The organism is Paraflavitalea soli (assembly GCF_003555545.1).
In the GTDB taxonomy this organism is placed as follows: Bacteria; Bacteroidota; Bacteroidia; order Chitinophagales; family Chitinophagaceae; genus Paraflavitalea; species Paraflavitalea soli.
On record NZ_CP032157.1, the window covers coordinates 6528458 to 6544811 of the forward strand.

15 protein-coding genes are annotated in these 16354 nt (G+C 48.3%); 1 reads left to right on the forward strand and 14 read right to left on the reverse strand.

What is annotated here, in order from left to right:
- Positions 1–25: 25 nt before the first annotated feature.
- From D3H65_RS24985 to D3H65_RS25005, 5 genes are all read right to left on the reverse strand, one after another.
- Positions 26–1480, reverse strand: a complete 1455-nt coding sequence (locus tag D3H65_RS24985; RefSeq protein WP_119052917.1) for a RapZ C-terminal domain-containing protein — start codon at positions 1478–1480, stop codon at positions 26–28.
- Between the two features lie 62 nt (positions 1481–1542).
- Positions 1543–2268, reverse strand: a complete 726-nt coding sequence (locus D3H65_RS24990) for a nucleotidyltransferase family protein (RefSeq protein ID WP_119052918.1) — start codon at positions 2266–2268, stop codon at positions 1543–1545.
- Positions 2269–2283: 15 nt separating this feature from the next.
- The gene (gene nadB / locus D3H65_RS24995) at positions 2284–3915 is read right to left on the reverse strand and encodes an L-aspartate oxidase (protein WP_119052919.1); all 1632 of its coding nucleotides are present in this window, start codon (positions 3913–3915) and stop codon (positions 2284–2286) included.
- A gap of 110 nt (positions 3916–4025) precedes the next feature.
- Positions 4026–4814 (reverse strand): hypothetical protein, encoded by a 789-nt coding sequence (locus D3H65_RS25000; protein WP_162915808.1) that lies wholly within the window; start codon positions 4812–4814, stop codon positions 4026–4028.
- Between the two features lie 31 nt (positions 4815–4845).
- Positions 4846–5799, reverse strand: a complete 954-nt coding sequence (locus D3H65_RS25005) for an aldose 1-epimerase (protein ID WP_119052921.1) — start codon at positions 5797–5799, stop codon at positions 4846–4848.
- 41 nt (positions 5800–5840) lie between these two features.
- Here D3H65_RS25005 and galK point away from each other — a divergent pair, with 41 nt between their 5' ends.
- Positions 5841–6986: a galactokinase gene (galK, locus tag D3H65_RS25010; RefSeq protein ID WP_245999584.1), complete on the forward strand. Its 1146-nt coding sequence runs from the start codon at positions 5841–5843 to the stop codon at positions 6984–6986.
- 117 nt (positions 6987–7103) lie between these two features.
- Here the strand turns inward: galK and D3H65_RS25015 are convergent, their stop codons facing one another.
- From D3H65_RS25015 to treF, 9 genes are all read right to left on the reverse strand, one after another.
- Entirely contained in the window at positions 7104–7481 is a 378-nt protein-coding gene (locus tag D3H65_RS25015; protein ID WP_119054654.1) for a VOC family protein, read from the reverse strand.
- Between the two features lie 142 nt (positions 7482–7623).
- A complete protein-coding gene (locus D3H65_RS25020) occupies positions 7624–8073 on the reverse strand; it encodes a GyrI-like domain-containing protein (RefSeq protein WP_119052922.1) in 450 nt (149 codons plus the stop codon).
- A 148-nt stretch (positions 8074–8221) separates the two neighbouring features.
- On the reverse strand, positions 8222–9169 hold the full coding sequence (locus tag D3H65_RS25025) for a helix-turn-helix transcriptional regulator (RefSeq protein ID WP_119052923.1): 948 nt from the start codon (positions 9167–9169) through the stop codon (positions 8222–8224).
- Positions 9170–9174: 5 nt separating this feature from the next.
- Positions 9175–11211 (reverse strand): (E)-4-hydroxy-3-methylbut-2-enyl-diphosphate synthase, encoded by a 2037-nt coding sequence (ispG, locus tag D3H65_RS25030; RefSeq protein ID WP_119052924.1) that lies wholly within the window; start codon positions 11209–11211, stop codon positions 9175–9177.
- A gap of 206 nt (positions 11212–11417) precedes the next feature.
- Positions 11418–12065 carry a tetratricopeptide repeat protein gene (locus D3H65_RS25035; protein WP_119052925.1) on the reverse strand — a complete coding sequence of 216 codons (648 nt, stop codon included), beginning with the start codon at positions 12063–12065 and terminating at the stop codon, positions 11418–11420.
- Complete coding sequence (locus D3H65_RS25040; protein ID WP_119052926.1) at positions 12062–13063, reverse strand: VWA domain-containing protein; 1002 nt, start codon at positions 13061–13063, stop codon at positions 12062–12064. The genes D3H65_RS25035 and D3H65_RS25040 overlap by 4 nt, the downstream gene beginning before the upstream one ends.
- A 191-nt stretch (positions 13064–13254) precedes the next feature.
- Positions 13255–14076 (reverse strand): class D beta-lactamase, encoded by an 822-nt coding sequence (locus D3H65_RS25045; protein WP_119052927.1) that lies wholly within the window; start codon positions 14074–14076, stop codon positions 13255–13257.
- A gap of 34 nt (positions 14077–14110) precedes the next feature.
- Positions 14111–14641, reverse strand: a complete 531-nt coding sequence (locus D3H65_RS25050; protein WP_119052928.1) for a hypothetical protein — start codon at positions 14639–14641, stop codon at positions 14111–14113.
- A 79-nt stretch (positions 14642–14720) separates the two neighbouring features.
- Positions 14721–16331, reverse strand: coding sequence for an alpha,alpha-trehalase TreF (treF, locus tag D3H65_RS25055; protein WP_119052929.1), 1611 nt, complete (start codon positions 16329–16331; stop codon positions 14721–14723).
- Positions 16332–16354: the final 23 nt, after the last annotated feature.

Sequence of the window (16354 nt, forward strand, 5' to 3'; positions counted from 1 at the left end):
CGACTCACGTTTCACGATTGACGATTCACGTATTGATCCAGTTCTTTTCATCCTGTACATGGTGCTTCAGCTGGATCTTTACTTTGAATTTATTGCGCAGGTGACGGGCCAGGGCATCAGCTGCATACACGCTGCGGTGTTGGCCGCCGGTGCATCCAAAATTGATCATCAGGCTTTTGAAATCCCGGCGTATATAATCTTCTACCGCAATGTCTACAATGTCAAATACACTGTTGAGGTATTCAGGCATCCGGGTTTGTTGTTCCAGGAAGTCTTTAACGGGTTTATCGCGCCCGGTTTGTTTTTTATATTCTTCTATGCGGCCAGGGTTCAGGATACCGCGGCAGTCAAATACAAACCCGCCGCCATTGTCGCTTTCATCAACCGGGATACCTCCTTTTTTGTAAGAGAAGCTGCTCACATGTACTACCAGCGGGGTTTCATCGGTGGCTGTGAGGGGAGTAAAGCGTTCAATAATATCATCCCCCACACATATCTCCAGTACTTTTTTAAATTCCGGAACGGCGATACCTAAGCTTTGGTTGTCAATAAACCATTTCAGGTTGTGCAGGGCCTGGGGAATGCTGGTGAGGAACTGGGCTTTGCGCTCAAACAATCCGCGGAAGCCATAGGCGCCCAATACCTGCAACAGGCGTATGAGCACATACCCATTGTACTGGCTTTTGAAAATTCCTTTATCCAAAGGCTGACCAATAATCGATTCAAAAGAATCCATGTAATCATTCAGCAGGTTGGTCTTCCAGTCGTCGGGCAAGTTGGCGCGCGCCTGCCAGATCATGCTGGCTGCGTCGTATTGAGGAGCGCCCCGCATGCCTCCCTGGTAGTCGATAAAGTGTACGGAACTATCAGGCCTTACCAGGATGTTGCGACTCTGGAAGTCGCGGAACATAAAATATTTGTATTCGGTAAAAGTGAGGTAGGTACTCAATGCTTCAAAATCGTCGATCAGCTTTTGTTTGTCATAGGGCTTGCGCAAGGCATCGAGAAAATAATATTTGAAGTAGAGCAGGTCGGCCATGATGGCCTGCTTGCCAAATTCCTGGTTGGTAAGACAGCGTGTATAGTCAAGCCCTTCATGTCCCTTTACCTGCAGCAGGGCCAGTTGGTGCAGGCTGTCGCGGAAAAGCTCATATACTGTGTCGCAAAGTCCTTCGCTTTCCAATCGATTTAATAAAGAAATGTCGCCAAAGTCTTCCTGCAGGTAAACGGTCTTGTCTTCACTGATAGCCAGTACTTCGGGTACCGGGAGGTTCTTTTCTTTGAAGTGCCGGGAGAAATAAATAAAGGTGTCGTTTTCGGGAATATTGTTGCCATAAGTGGCAATGAAGGTTTTGCCGGCTGCATACACCCTGAAGTACCGTCTGTCGGAACCCGATTGCGGCAACACTTCCACCTGGTCGCAGGGCTGGCCGCTCCAGGAGGCATATAGGTCTTTGATCGATTCTATCGTGAATTGCATGTGGTTGTTATGGTATAGAAAGTAAAAATAATGTTTGCAGGGCCTATCACAAAAAAAGATAGCTAGGGAAACATACCCTCTGCGATGGCTACTGCTTCGGTTTTCCCTACATCTATAAATTTAGAATAGCTATGGTCAAATCCTTTGATGGTATGTTGTTTGGCCAAGTGCAGGTATACATCGACCATCGAGAATTTTCCTTCCTGGGTGATCAATGGAAAGAGAGCAGGGCTCACTATATGAACACCACTAAAAGCCTTTTGGATGAGGGGGGCAACGGTACGGCTTATCTTTTCTTCGCCGGTCTTCACATTGCGCCATCCGCAAAGGGCATTGGCTTCATCAAACAAAAAATAACGGGAAGAAACCCGGTTGGTGATCGCCAGTGTGGCCAGGGGGGCTTCCAGCTCGTGAAAGCGGATCATGGCCCCGAGATCGAGGTCGGTCAGAATATCTACATTGATGATCGCCACCGGCGCGTCGTTGAAAAGAGGGGCTGCTTTTTTTAGGCCGCCACCGGTTTCCAGTACCACGTCTGTTTCATCGCTGATCCTTACCTGGCTGCCCCAGCCATCGTGCTGCTGAATGGCATGCATGATCTGATCGGCAAAATGGTGCACATTGACCACTACGTCGTAGATGCTATATTGCTGTAAATATTCAATATTCCGTTGTAAGAGACTTTTGCCATTCACCACGGCCAGGGCTTTGGGGTGCTTGTCGGTCCAGGGTTTGAACCGGGTGCCCAGCCCTGCGGCGAAGATCATGCCCTGCTTGATGGTGTTCATGCTTGTATAACGTATTTACAGCACAATATTTTGTACCAGTGGGTTTTTAGATGGATAATCTGTATTGAAATGCAGGCCACGGCTTTCTTTACGAAAGTTGGCGCCTTTAACTATCAGGTAGCTGACGGTGATCATATTGCGCAATTCGCAAAGCTGGGGCGATAAAGTCGTGGTCTGGTACAAGGATTCTGTTTCCGCCCAAAGGAGGTCCAGTCTTTTCATGGCGCGTTCCAAACGTGTATTGGTGCGTACTATACCTACATAATCGCTCATCACCTGCTGCACTTCTTTCAGACTTTGGGTGATGAGGATCATTTCCTTGGGTTGGGTAGTGCCGGTGGCATTCCAATCGGGGATCAAAGCTTTCCCAATGGGAATCGGAACTCCGTTGGTGGAGGTGAGCGTTTGGGTCTGTATCTTTTGTGTGGCATCCATGAAACTGCGGTGGGAGAAAACCATGGCTTCCAGTAAGGAATTGCTGGCAAGGCGGTTGGCGCCATGCAGGCCGGTACTGGCGCATTCGCCGGCGGCATACAGGTTCTTAATGGAAGTGCGGCCCCATTCGTCTGTTTTGATGCCACCGCAGCTATAGTGTGCTGCCGGCGCCACGGGTATCAGGTCCCTAGTAACATCAATACCCAGGGATTTGCATTTCTCGTAAATATTGGGGAAATGCTCGGTGAACTTTTCGAGGGATATATGTCGTACATCGAGGAATACATGTTCTGTACCGGTGATCTTCATTTCGCTATCAATGGCCCGGGCTACTATATCCCGGGGTGCCAGGTCTTTCCGCTCGTCGTACCGTTCCATGAATGCTTCGCCATTCTTGTTGCGCAAAATGCCACCATCGCCGCGTACGGCTTCTGTGATGAGGAATGATTGTCCGCGTACACCCGGCTCGTAGAGGGCGGTGGGGTGAAACTGGATGAATTCCATGTTCTCGATGCGGCCTTTGGCCCGGTATACCATGGCAACTCCATCGCCTGTAGCAATATAAGGATTGGTAGTGGAGCGGTATACCTGTCCGTTTCCGCCGGTAGCCAGCAAAGTAATATTGGCCAGTACTTTTTCGATCTGGTTGGTCTCGCGGTTCAGCACATATACGCCATAACATTCAATGTCGGGTGTGGCTTTGGTGACCAGGTAGCCCAGGTGGTGCTGGGTGATGAGGTCTACCACAAAGCAATGCTTGATCACTTCGATATTCTTGTAGGCGGCCAGGGCATCGAGCAGGGCCCGTTCCATTTCCCGGCCAGTCACATCTTTGTGGTGCAGGATACGGAACTCGCTATGGCCGCCTTCCTTGCCCAGCTTAAAATCACCGTCTGCTTCCTTGTCAAACCGGGCGCCCCAGTCAATGATATCGCGGATGCGGTCCACTCCTTCTTTTACCACAATTTCTACTACCGCCTTGTTACAAAGGCCGTCACCTGCGATCAGGGTATCCTCAATATGTTTATCGAAACTGTCTTTTTCAAAATCTGTTACCCCGGCAATACCTCCCTGGGCATACTTGGTATTGGTTTCATCGGTCTGCGCTTTGGTGATCACCAATACCTTTTTGTTGGGGAATTGCTGGGCAGCCTTAAGGGCAAAGGTTAGACCGGCAATACCAGAGCCTATTACTAAAAAGTCTGTTTGCATATAGTGCGGTTAGAATCGCCAAAATTATGGAAAAGAGGGGACGTGGGAAGCGAAAAGCCTGAGGTATGAAACGGGTGCCGTTTCACTTTTCACAGCTCCCGTTTTACCTTCTAATATTCCAGGGTATAGGCAAATTTATCGGGGCTTTCCAGTAAGTCCAGCAGGTTGTACTTTATGGTCACCGTTTTCCTGTCATCAGACAATTTGAGCAGGTCATTATCTGATTTCTTAACCGGGCGGGGCAGCTTAATGGTGGTGGTATAGGGTATTTCCATGCCGGAGGTACTCATCTTTTTCACCTGCTCCATTTCCGGGCGGGCCAGGAGTGCCTTGTATTTTGCCTGATTGGTCTTTTTACTGATGAAGCCATTCTTCACAGTCACATCGTATATGCTGGCAATATCCTGCATATCGGGTTCTTTTGCTTCATCTATGATCTGGGTGGTATCTACGGCTGGTTTATTACCCCCGAAAAATTCTTTGAATACACTGGTGAGTCCTGCGCCACTGTTGCCTTCCCCTGCCATGAGTCTCTGCAGGTTGTCGTAACCTGCATAAGGGAAGTTAAGGTCCATCTTAAACAGCTTTTCCTTAATGTTCATCTGCATTTTCATGGTGCCATTGGCCATCAGGGCTTTTTGCTCGGGGGTAACATCTTTGGCGCCGTCCAGCATATCCTTCATCCGGATGGTGGTATCGATGGCTTTGTCGAGCCCTTCTTTGGTGAGTTCTTCCTCTCCTGCAAAGGATTGCATCATTTCAAGCAACTGTCCCATATCCATTTTGGTCAGGTAGGTGCCGGAGCCATCTGCATTGATCACGATCTCTTCATTTACTTCGTAGCAGCTAGCCAGAAAGCCCAGCATTACCAGGACAAGGGTATATCTCAGGAACTTCATACGCACCATATTTGGCGGCAAAGTACTCGTTTTATTCCACACTCAATTGGTACCATACGTTAAATGTGGCAGTATGACGGGGCGCCAGCAAAGTGAGCCCCATACCATTGTTAAAACAATCCGGCGCACCGCTCAGGTTCTCAATGGCGATGCTCTTACGGTGGTCGGGCGTATAGATTTGCAGGTAAGGATAATGTGCATTGGTGTAGATTGACAGTACCAGCCCATTTTTAGGATTGCGCAGCTGGCAGCAGGGCGCTCCTTCCTGCACTTCCAGCAGGAAACAATTGTCCAGTTGCCGGTCCTTCAGCTGCGCGGGGTGCCAAAAGGAGACTTCTTCCAGGAGTTGGCCGGTTGGGATGAGGTGTTCATTGAATTCCAGCATGGTATGTGAGGCAAATTGTAGCTCATAATCATTTATGCTGCCGCCCAGGGTAAAATAGGGATGCCAGCCATCGGCAATGGGAATGCTGCCATCTTCCAGGTTCAATAAGGACGTTTGTACCTGCAATACCCTGTTGGGATGTAGGGTATAACGCACCTCGCAAATATAATCAAAGGGGTAACCGGCATCTTCGCGCTGATAATGATAACGGAAGGAGGCGGAGGCCGACTGGTCGTCGGCAAACTGCTGCAGGAGGTTGAAAGGCCTGTTGGCCAACAGGCCGTGTATAGCGGTACCATCCATGAACTTCCGGCCGAATTCAAATTCGTGGTCCTCAAACCGGTATTTGCCGCCGTCAATCCGGCATACAAAGGGCGAAAGCCGGGCGCTCTTGTAAGAAGAGGTAATTTCCTGTTCAGCTTCCTCCTTACTGGCATAGTTGTCAATGACGTTGAATCTTTGTCCCGCCAGGGGAATTTCAAAGGCATGCAGCAGGGTGCCATAAGCAGGTAAAATAGCTACCATTGCTCCCGTTGCATTATCTTGCAGCCGCAATAACGATAAGTCGTTTGTCTTGTACCTGTCAATAGTAAAACTCATACATCAGTTAATAGGGGATTAAAATTAATTTTTTTGTAGTTATGATTGCAGACCAATTACGCCGGCAATTCCAGGAAAAATACAATAAGCATCCGTTGATCATTGCCGCTCCCGGACGTGTAAACCTGATAGGAGAGCATACGGATTATAATGAAGGCTTTGTGTTACCCGGAGCAGTTGATAAAAAGATGTATGTAGCCATGGCGGAAAACAATTCCGATACGGTAAATGTCTATGCCAGCCAGTTTAATGAAACCTACTCTTTTCCGCTGCAAGGCATCCAACCGGTTGATGGGTGGATGAATTACCTGCTGGGTGTTACCTTTCATATCCAGGACCGAGGCAAAACCCTACGGGGTGTAGATGTGATCATTGATGGTGATGTGCCGGTGGGCGCAGGTATGAGTTCTTCTGCTGCTCTTACTTCTGCTTATGGATTTGCCCTGAATGAAATATTTGGGCTGGGCTTTAGCCGGATGGACCTGGCCTTTATTGGCCAGAAAACAGAACACACTTTTGTAGGTGTGATGTGCGGCATCATGGACCAGTTTGCCAGCTTGCATGGTAAAAAGGGACATGTGATGAAGCTGGACTGCCGCAGCCTGGAGTATGAATACATCCCTTTTGACTTCCCGGATCATAATATCGTGCTGGTAAATAGTATGGTAAGTCATTCACTGGCTGGTTCTGAATACAATGTGCGCAGGCAGCAATGTGAAGAAGGGGTAGCCATCCTGAAAAAGCATTATCCCGGTATCAATTCCCTGCGTGATGTAAGTCTGGAAGTATTGGGCCTGCACCAGCATGAATTATCTCCCATTGTATATGACCGTTGCTGGTATGTGGTGAGTGAAAAAGAGCGACTGATGAAAGGTTGCGAGGCCCTGCAAAAAGGTGACCTGACCGTTTTTGGTCAAATGATGAATGCAACCCATCAGGGCCTGAGCAAGCAATACAGCGTGAGCTGTACTGAGCTTGACTTCCTGGCCGAGCGGGCCGGTTTTATTGAAGGTGTTGCCGGGTCACGTATGATGGGTGGCGGCTTTGGAGGCTGTACCATCAATATCGTAAGGAAAGAAGCGGTAGAGAATTTTACCAATAAGATACAGCAGTCCTTCAACCAGTTGTTCAAAGTAGTGCCGCATGTGTACGTAACGCAGATCGAGGATGGTGCGAAAGCGATATAGGAGAATACAGAATACAGGAGACAGAATACAGAAGGTTGAAGACAGAAGATATTAAAAAAGGAGCGATCACGCTCCTTTTTTAATGGCTATACTTTAGACTGTATTTACTACAGCAGCTTATTGAGGTGCTGAATATTTCACGATATCAATGCCTACTCCATTGGGATCGTAGAAGGCAAAGTGACGATCTCCCCAGGGCTCATCGCGGATGGGCACTGTAATGTTGACCCCCAGGTCCCTGATGCGCTTATACTCCGCGTCGACATCTTCTACTTCAATGGTCAGGAACATACCTTTTCCTTCAAAAGCAGGCTGGAATATAGGTTGTTGGGAAGGGTGGTTGGGCAACAGGAGGGCAAAGGAAGTTTGCTGACCGGGTGTATGCAGCAACACATAAAAGTCGTTTTCAAAAGTGATCCCAAAGTGAAGAACGCGCTGATAAAATTCCTTGCTTTCGGCCAGTTTGGCGGTAATAATGCCTGCGTTTAGTTTCATATTTCCTTTTTTAGTAGTTATTGCCGGTGAGGGCGCCGTGGCCGGAGCCGGGTTGCTTTGCTTGCACTGAGTGCCTGTCATTAGCATAAGGACGGCCAGACCGAATCCTGTAAATCTGCTTCCTTGCATAAAATCTAATGTTTTAAATAACGCCCATTTGTACCTGGGTCACATTGTATTGTTGTTGCTGAAAATCGATATTGAGGTACACTTCCCTGCATTCTTCCGTCATGGGTATTTTATGGGCGTCGATATGGTGCATCACTTCCTGGTAGGTTTCAGCAAGGGTGTCCCAGGCGCCTTCGTGGGTATGGGTAACAGCCCTGAAAGCTGGTAACTGTTTGATAGCGAAACGGGAAGGCTGAAATTGACCCTGTATGGGGATGGCAATGGTGAGGGTGAAAACAGTGTCGGGTTTTCCATCCATGCCATGGTATATCCAGAGGGGAGCGCCGCTGATCAGGGCATTGTGGTGTACGGCTTCAGCACACAGGTCTTTCACCACCGTACCAATATATTGGCTCAATTGAGGGAGGGTGGTCTGGTGCTGACTGTAGAGCACCGTTACCGGGGGATGTGTTTTAACATACATGATGCTTTGATTTATTTAACACAAAGCAACTACTGGGTTGTGACAACCCTATGTCAGTAGGGGGAGAATTATTTAAAAGTAGTAAGGTGGGCCGCCCTGCGGCGCTGCCACAGCCGCCCGGTCCCGTAGTATTGCGGGACGACTCACCTTATTGATAATGGTCCTTCATTTCTGCGCAGTATGCCTTCATCATGGTATGGAGTGTGTCGGGAAACTCAACTCTTACAGCATTGGTAAACATGAGCAGCCAGCGGGCCAGGCCTTCCAGGGAGCCGGTCACAAAATACATGCGGATGAAGTCTTTCTCCTCTTCTTCCCGTACAAATCCATACCAGTATTTCTGGTTCTGCATGTATTTAACGACGTCTTTATCAAAGCGTAACACCACTTCATGGAGCGCATGGCTGCTGGCCATCGTTTTGATATAATCCTGTAAGGAGGGGTGTACGGAGAGGTCGAACTGTTCATCTTTTAGCTGCAACCTTTTAATACGGCTTACCCTGAAATCGCGGTAACCATTGCGCAGGCGGCACCAGCCAATGAGGTGCCAGTTGGCGCCGTAATGGCAAAGGCCAATGGGCTCAATGACCCTTTCACTTACCTCTTCATTATAATTGGAATGGTATAAGATAAAGATGGAGCGTTTGTCGGCAATGGCTTTTTGCAGGGCGCTGAGGTGCTGGCTGGGAGCTTCTTCTTCGGGTATCCGGGAGCGAATGACCTCGATATGATCACTCAGCATGTCCATCTGCTCTTTATCGGTAGTACGCAAAACAGCTTTGATCTTGAAGAGCGCTGTTTCAAAATGTTTCTTCACTGAAGCGTCCGTCATATGTGCGGCCAGTTTACCTCCGAGCAATAAAGCAGCGGCTTCTTCCTGGGTGAACATGACCGGGGGCAGGCGATAGCCTTCCATAATGGTATAGCCGCTGCCGGCTTCACCAATAACCGGTACCCCGCTTTCGTCCAAAGCCTTGATGTCGCGGTATACCGTGCGCAGGCTCATGTTGAAGCGGTCGGCAATTTCCTGGGCCGTAACCCGCTTCTTGCTTTGCAGGTGCGTAAGGATGGCGTGCAGTCGGTCGATGCGGTTCAATGAAATTAGTTTTGTGTTATGCTCCCCGGTTCCACCCAGGCTTCATTGTCTTTCAACAGGTTTACCAGTTCCTCTACCGCAATATTACTGTCTACATTCCGCTTCACCACTTCTTTTCCTTTGTAGAGGGTGATCTTACCGGGACCACTGCCTACATAACCAAAGTCGGCATCCGCCATTTCACCCGGGCCGTTCACAATGCATCCCATGATGGCGATCTTCACGCCCTTGAGGTGATTGGTAACCGAGCGGATCTTAGCCGTGGTTTCCTGCAGGTCAAATAAAGTACGGCCACAGGAAGGGCAGGAGATATATTCTGTTTTGGATATCCTTGTACGCGTAGCCTGTAAAATGGAAAAGGCCGTATTATTGGTAAACTGGTAAATGTCTTTGATCGGTAGATAAGTCCTTCCCGTAACCTGGATGTTTTCCATCTGTGCCTTGCCACCATAACCCAGGCAAATACCATCTCCCAATCCTTCCAGCAATAAGGCGCCGGTTTCTGTAGCAAAGTGGATCAGGTGTTCGTCGGGTGTTTGCCAGTTGCTGTCTGTGATCAATACTACAGGGTTCTTGATCTTCCGGCTTTGCAGTTCCACCATCATGCGGCGCACGGATTGCATGGCATTTTGGTTCGTACTGCTGAGGCAGATGACCACCGTAGGATCATTGGCCAATGCATCGAGGAAAGTATAATCGTTGATGGGTGTTTCATCATTGAAACAATCTACCATTACAAAGTTGAGGTGATCGCTTTTAAGCGGAGCGCTGGCAAAACCACTGTCGCTAAAGATGGGCAGGTATTTGGCTTTATCCGTAGCCGTGGCCCAGGTGGCCGGGTAGGTAATTACTTTCAGCGTACCGGGTAAAGCAAAAGGAACGAGTTTGTTGCCGGTGAAAATATAATCAGCGGCTGCATCGCTGATATTCCATTTGTCGGTAGCCTCATCATAACCATAGCCCACACTTTGCAGCGTTTCAGGCGTGATGGCTTCCAGTTTGCTCAGGTCGGCAATAACCACCGGTACCTGCTTGCCACCAATATTATCTACTGCGAAAGTTTCCCTGCGCTGGTATTGAAAAGGATTATACGTGATTTTCTCTATTGGCGGAACGCCTGACTGCCGATCGCCGACTGCTTCCGACTCATGTCGGGACCGACTTTCATATCTCTTGAGCAGGTCTTTACAAACCGGTATTTCAAACTCAGGATCTTCCGTGAGGGATACGCGAATCGTGTCGCCTATGCCATCTTCCAGCAACGTACCGATGCCAATAGCCGATTTGATACGTCCATCTTCCCCGTCGCCGGCTTCTGTAACGCCCAGGTGCAGCGGATAACACTCCTGAAATTCAGTCATCATGCTTTGTACCAGCAAGCGGTAGGCTTGCACCATTACCTGGGGATTGCTGGCCTTCATACTCAGGATGATCTGGTGGTATTGCTCATCGCGTGCAATGCGCAGGAATTCCATAGCGCTTTCAACCATGCCCGTGGGTGTATCACCATAGCGGCTCATGATGCGGTCGCTGAGGGAGCCGTGGTTGGTGCCAATACGCATGGCGGTACCGTATTCCTTACAGATCTTTACCAGGGGGGTGAATCTTTCGCGGATGCGGTCTATTTCCTCTGCATATTCCGAATCCGTATAATCGATCTGCTCAAACTTTTTCTTGTCTACATAGTTGCCGGGATTCACACGCACCTTTTCTACAATGCGGGCAGCGATCTCGGCGGCATTGGGGGTAAAGTGAATATCCGCCACCAGTGGCGTATGATAACCTCTTTTGTTCAGTTCGTTTTTTATAACGAGCAGGTTTTCCGCTTCTTTTTTACTGGGGGCAGTGATCCGTACCAGTTCCGATCCGGCCTCAATACAACGGATGGATTGTTCCACGGTGGCAATGGTATCCATGGTATCCGTAGTAGTCATCGTTTGTACACGGATGGGATTAAAATTGCCCAGCAGCAAATGGCCGATCTTTACTTCACGGGTAGGGAGGCGTTTGTATTCTGTCAGAGATTCGCAGTAAAGCTGCATGTTAATGTATAATTGAGGTGCAAAGGTAGCTATTAGCTGCGAGCTTTGAGCTACGAGCTACGAGCCAAAACCTTCAGCAGGTTGTTGGCAAAAGCAAAGTTATACATTGATAATCAACGCGTATTTCAATAATTCACAATAAAAGACTTGATTGGTACTGTTTGTATTGCTCGTAGCTCACAGCTCGTGGCTCGAAGCTGTTTTCCTTACCAGTCCTTCTCCTGCTGACTGGCAGCGCGGGTTTTGTTTTGCTGCATTTTACGCTGTACTTCCTGTTCCTTCTGTTCCAGCGATTTGAGGAATTGCTCTATCTTTTTCTTGTCCAGATTTTGTTTGGGCTGCGGCTTAGGTTGTTGCTTTTGCTGCTTCTTCTGGTCCTTTTGATCCTTCTGTTCCTGGTCCTTCTTGTCTTTCGCCTCATTCTGCTTTTTCAGCTCCGCCAGCGCCTTTTCCAGGTTGTACCGCGTATCCTCGTCCTGCGGATTTAACCGAAGGGACTTTTTATAGGCATCAATGCTTTCCTGCAGCTTCTTTTGTTTGGATAAAGACACCCCTTTATTGTACAACGATCTTTGTTTGAGTTCATTGGTAGTGGCTGTGGTGGCCGCATCTTCAAAGTTCTTTTCCGATCCGGGAAAGTCTTCCTTGCGGAATTGGGCATTGCCCAGGTTATAATGGGTAACCGGATTATTAGGGTTTTGTGCTACAGCCTTTTCGTATTCAGGCAAAGCCTTGTCATATTTGCCTTCTTTGTATAGTTTATTGGCCGTGCGGATGGTCTTATTTTCAGTCTGTGCCTGTACTGAAAAAGCAACCGCTCCCAAACATGCTAATATGAGTAAGTGCTTTTTCATAGGATTGTACGCTTGCGTTCAGGATAAAAGAATTCCAATACCAGCAGCAGCAATGCGCCGCCCAGGAACCAGGGAAAATAATGTTTGAAATTCTTAAAGGCACTGTCGTCCAAAGAGGTTTGCTCGATGGTGCCCAACTGCTTTTTCATAGCGTCTACGGCAGCTTCCGTATCGGCCAGCCTGATGTATACACCTTTGGTAGCGGCAGCCAGTTGCTGCAACTCTGGTTCATTCAATTTCGAGATCACGGTATTGCCGGCCTGGTCTTTCTTATAGTCATTGGTCACCGGATCGAGGATGGGCGATCCTTCTGGTGAGCCAACGCCCACGGCATTGATCATCACCCCATCCTGCGCCAGCTGCTGTGCTAATGGCACTGCACCGGGATCATGATCTTCTCCATCGCTAATAAGTATTATGGATTTAAACTTTCTTTCTTTACTGTTGAAGGCCGTATTGCTCATGCGCAAGGCTTCTGTGAGTACTGTTCCCTGGGCAGGCACTACATCCGGACCAGCCTGCTGTACAAACATACGGGCAGCACTATGGTCGGTAGTTAGTGGCATTTGCATATAAGCCCTGCCGGCAAACAATACCAGGGCAATGCGATCGTCGGGCAATTGGTCCATGAGTTTGTACACCATCTGCCGGGCCCTTTCAAGCCGGTTGGGTTTGATATCATCGGCCAGCATGCTCTTACTCACATCCATAGCGATCACAATGTCCACTCCTTTGCGTTGCACCTGTTCCATAGCACCTGGTTTTTGCAGGTTGGCCGCACCGGCAATAATGGCTGCCAGGGCGACTGCCAGGAACAGAAATTTAAACAAGAAGTTTTTAGGAGAATAACTGCTGGTCAGTTGCTGTACCAGTTTTTCATCACCGATCTTTTGGGTTGTTTTTTTCTTCCATCGAAGCACCCACCAAAACAGGGCAATGACCAGCGGGATAGCTGCCAGTCCGATGAGGTATTCTATATGTTGAAAACGGAAGTCCAATTTGATAATTAGCTAATTTGATAATTTGAAAAATGGAAGCCCGGGATAAGTCTTCCCGCATATAAACTCAATAATCAAACCAAGTTAGAAAAATAACCATTTTTCGCCACATAAATAGAGGTATATCAGCTAATTATCAGGTATTTAACGGTTGAGGTAATTCTCACATTCTCAAATTACCACAGTGGTATTTACTTCTTCCCTTCCATAAACCCGTACAGCTTCAATATATCTTTCAATATTTTAATACGGGCGGACTTCATATCATAGTTGTGGTCGGGCGACTCTAGCTGCAAGGCAAAGAAATAAGGGTGGTTATTTTCCTCTATCCAGCCTACTATCCAGCCAAGTGCATGACCCTTTTCTGTAAATCCCCAACCGGTTTTATAGCTCAGGGTATAATTGGCATCTTTTTCCCACAGCATCATATCCCGTACAATACGTTGGGAACGCTTTTGAAAAGGCAACTGATCAAAATAGAGTTTCTTCACAATACCCAGCTCTTCATCCGCGGTTACTTTCGCCGAATTGTCGAGCCAGAAAGTATCAAGGTTATTGCCAATGATAAACTTGCCATAGCGGCGGGCATAACCCAGGGTATCCAACCATTTTTGCATGGCCGGTTTGCCAATGCGGCGTGCCAGTTCCTGGTACCATGGCGGGCAGGAAATCCGAAAAGCATCCTGCATGCTCATATCCCGGTTGCATTCCGTACGACCCCGGTCCTTGCCATCCCAGGCAATCACCGTGCTGCTGTCCAACGCTGCGCCTGTTTCCAGGCCAATCAGTGAATTGACGATCTTGAAAGTAGAGGCGGGTAAATAAGTGCTGTCTGAAAACCGGGGTAAATTATATACCGTGAAATGGCCCAGGCCGTTGTCAAACAAACCGAAAGTGCCCGTCACTTTATTCTCATCAAAAAACTTCTTCAGGTTATTGTCTACCGTAACATTATTGGGCGAACAGGAAAAAATAACGATCGGCAGCAGGCAGCAGATTATCCAACGGCTCATGGTAAAAATTTGTGCGAAGGTATTTGAATTTGCCTTATTTCCGGCGAAGCACAGCCTTCTGGTAGGAGCGGATATGGTAACTATCTACTTTAGGTGAATCTTCTGTGCCCTGTCCGGTAGTAGCCACAGGCTTTGCCGGGTAAGAATAAAACTCTACCATAAGCAGCCCTTCTTCCAGCCAATAACTATTTAGGATCGTCGTGCCGCCTACTGTAAAAGCGCCGGAGAATTTGGCGCCCATCCAGTATTGATCCAATACAATGCCATTCACTTCATCGATCACCCAATGCCCTTTGGCCGTATCCACTGGTTTAAGCAGGTATGGCCGGTTATCTTCCGTGGCTTTGCCGTAAATAATATTCCAGGTATAGTGACCTGCACTGTCTTTGGAGGGTTGAATGTGCAGTTCCATATTGATGAGCTTAGGTTTAGCGGCCCCTTCCGTATACCAGTTGATCATTCCCTGCCAGTGGCCTACAAAGCCTCCCGGGAAAGAGGTAGGGTCCTGCGCTATAGTGCCCATGCCGGTGAGTACAAAGCCTATGAATACTACAAGTGCCTTCATCTTGCCTTTTTAAGTAGCAACATACTGTTTAAAGTTTGCTATAGCAAGACCATTCGGTTGAACGGTGGTAAAGACGTTATCAATTTGCTTCTTTAGGCAAACCATATTTACTGATCAGTTTCAGCAATACCCCGTTCGTCCAGCCAAAGCCATCCTGCCCCGCATATTCCCCGCCACCCGCTTCCAGCTTTGTATCCGCTACATTGTACTTTTCCATCAGTTTGCCCGTGCGTTGAAATACATCCACATTGAGTTTTATCCACCGGTCGGCAATATCCCTGGCCAGTTCCCGTTGGCCGCATCGGTCGAGGCCCCAGATGGTCATCCACTGCAAGGGTGCCCAGCCATTCGGCGCATCCCATTGTTCCCCCGTGGCATTGGCCGTAGTTTGAATGCCGCCATCCCGCAGTAGTTTTTCTTTGATCACCTCCCCTGCCCGGCGGGCCAGCAGGCTCATATAATCCAGTTTCCTGTTAAAAAGACAGAATGGATACATTCCTGCCGGTGATACTATAGTAGATTGCTTACCTATGCGGTAGTTATAATCTGTATAAAAGTTGATCGTCTTGCTCCAGCAATATTTGTCAATAGCCAATATTCTTTTGTCTGCCCTTTTTCGGAATAGCGCTGATGTGCTGTCGTTGTGATTGACCATAAATCCTTTGGCGATCACGATTTCCAGTTTGTACAAAAGCGCATTGAGGTCAACGGGAATATAATGCGTAGTTTGAATCGTCACCAGGCGTTTGACATCGGCAAACCAGCGGCTGCTGAAATCAATGCCACTCTCCGCCCCTGCACGCAGGTGTTGGTACATCTCTGTTTTATTGCGTTTGGATCTTTCGGCTGTCTCTATATCCTCGCGGTAGCTTTCCTGCCTGGGCGCCGGATTATCATCCCAATAACGGTTCATAACTGTACCGTCTTTTAGTTTTACTACCCGTTTCACCGATTGCCCCGCGGTAAGCTTGGCAGCGCCTTCCATCCAGTAATTGTATTCCTTTTCCAGTTCAGGCAGGTAGGTGGCATAAGTAGAGTCGCCTTTTATTTCGGCCAGCAGTTCCACCATCAGGGCAAAGAACGGCGGTTGGGAGCGGCTGAGGTAATAGGTTCTGTTGCCATTGGGGATATGCCCATAGGTGTTGATGAGGTAGGCAAAGTTCTTCACCATATTTTCGATCATCACATGTTCGCCGCTTTCTTTCAACCCCAGCATGGTAAAATAGGAATCCCAGTAATAGATCTCCCGAAACCGGCCGCCGGGCACTATATAAGGATAGGGCAATGGTAAAAGTGAGCTACCTTCTCTGGCTGCACTGCCCACCGCAGGTGATGCCGGCGTGATATCCGGTTCCCGGCGCAACACGCCCCACAGGTTTTTGATATGCATCACCACATCTTTCTCGCGGGTAATATAATTAAGCTGAGGTGTATGCGGTAGGTCAAAATTCTCCTCTACAAATTTCTTAAGGTCCATTTGCGGACCTTTGCGCAAACCATAATCATACATGATATCTTTGGGGCTGCGTTTGGGAATGCAATCCACAAAGGTCTTTCCATCCGGAAATATTTTGCTCATCTGTACCTGGTGAAACAGATCGCCATAGATCTTATCGGGAGTGGCGGGCAACTGGGCCGCCGCAGACAATAGATACCCCACTAACGAAATAAGCCATATCGTTCTTTTCATACGCCGACCGGTTTGGATACTTC

What these genes read in the sequence shown, in the direction of transcription:
- D3H65_RS24985 (WP_119052917.1), bottom strand. Translation starts at nt 1,480, where the DNA reads ATGCAATTCACGATAGAATCGATCAAAGACCTATATGCCTCCTGGAGC.
- D3H65_RS25020 (WP_119052922.1), bottom strand. Translation starts at nt 8,073, where the DNA reads ATGTATGTTAAAACACATCCCCCGGTAACGGTGCTCTACAGTCAGCAC.
- D3H65_RS25035 (WP_119052925.1), bottom strand. Translation starts at nt 12,065, where the DNA reads ATGAAAAAGCACTTACTCATATTAGCATGTTTGGGAGCGGTTGCTTTT.
- D3H65_RS25050 (WP_119052928.1), bottom strand. Translation starts at nt 14,641, where the DNA reads ATGAAGGCACTTGTAGTATTCATAGGCTTTGTACTCACCGGCATGGGC.
- D3H65_RS25005 (WP_119052921.1), bottom strand. Translation starts at nt 5,799, where the DNA reads ATGAGTTTTACTATTGACAGGTACAAGACAAACGACTTATCGTTATTG.
- galK (WP_245999584.1), top strand. Translation starts at nt 5,841, where the DNA reads ATGATTGCAGACCAATTACGCCGGCAATTCCAGGAAAAATACAATAAG.
- D3H65_RS24990 (WP_119052918.1), bottom strand. Translation starts at nt 2,268, where the DNA reads ATGAACACCATCAAGCAGGGCATGATCTTCGCCGCAGGGCTGGGCACC.
- nadB (WP_119052919.1), bottom strand. Translation starts at nt 3,915, where the DNA reads ATGCAAACAGACTTTTTAGTAATAGGCTCTGGTATTGCCGGTCTAACC.
- ispG (WP_119052924.1), bottom strand. Translation starts at nt 11,211, where the DNA reads ATGCAGCTTTACTGCGAATCTCTGACAGAATACAAACGCCTCCCTACC.
- treF (WP_119052929.1), bottom strand. Translation starts at nt 16,331, where the DNA reads ATGAAAAGAACGATATGGCTTATTTCGTTAGTGGGGTATCTATTGTCT.
- D3H65_RS25000 (WP_162915808.1), bottom strand. Translation starts at nt 4,814, where the DNA reads ATGAAGTTCCTGAGATATACCCTTGTCCTGGTAATGCTGGGCTTTCTG.
- D3H65_RS25045 (WP_119052927.1), bottom strand. Translation starts at nt 14,076, where the DNA reads ATGAGCCGTTGGATAATCTGCTGCCTGCTGCCGATCGTTATTTTTTCC.
- D3H65_RS25015 (WP_119054654.1), bottom strand. Translation starts at nt 7,481, where the DNA reads ATGAAACTAAACGCAGGCATTATTACCGCCAAACTGGCCGAAAGCAAG.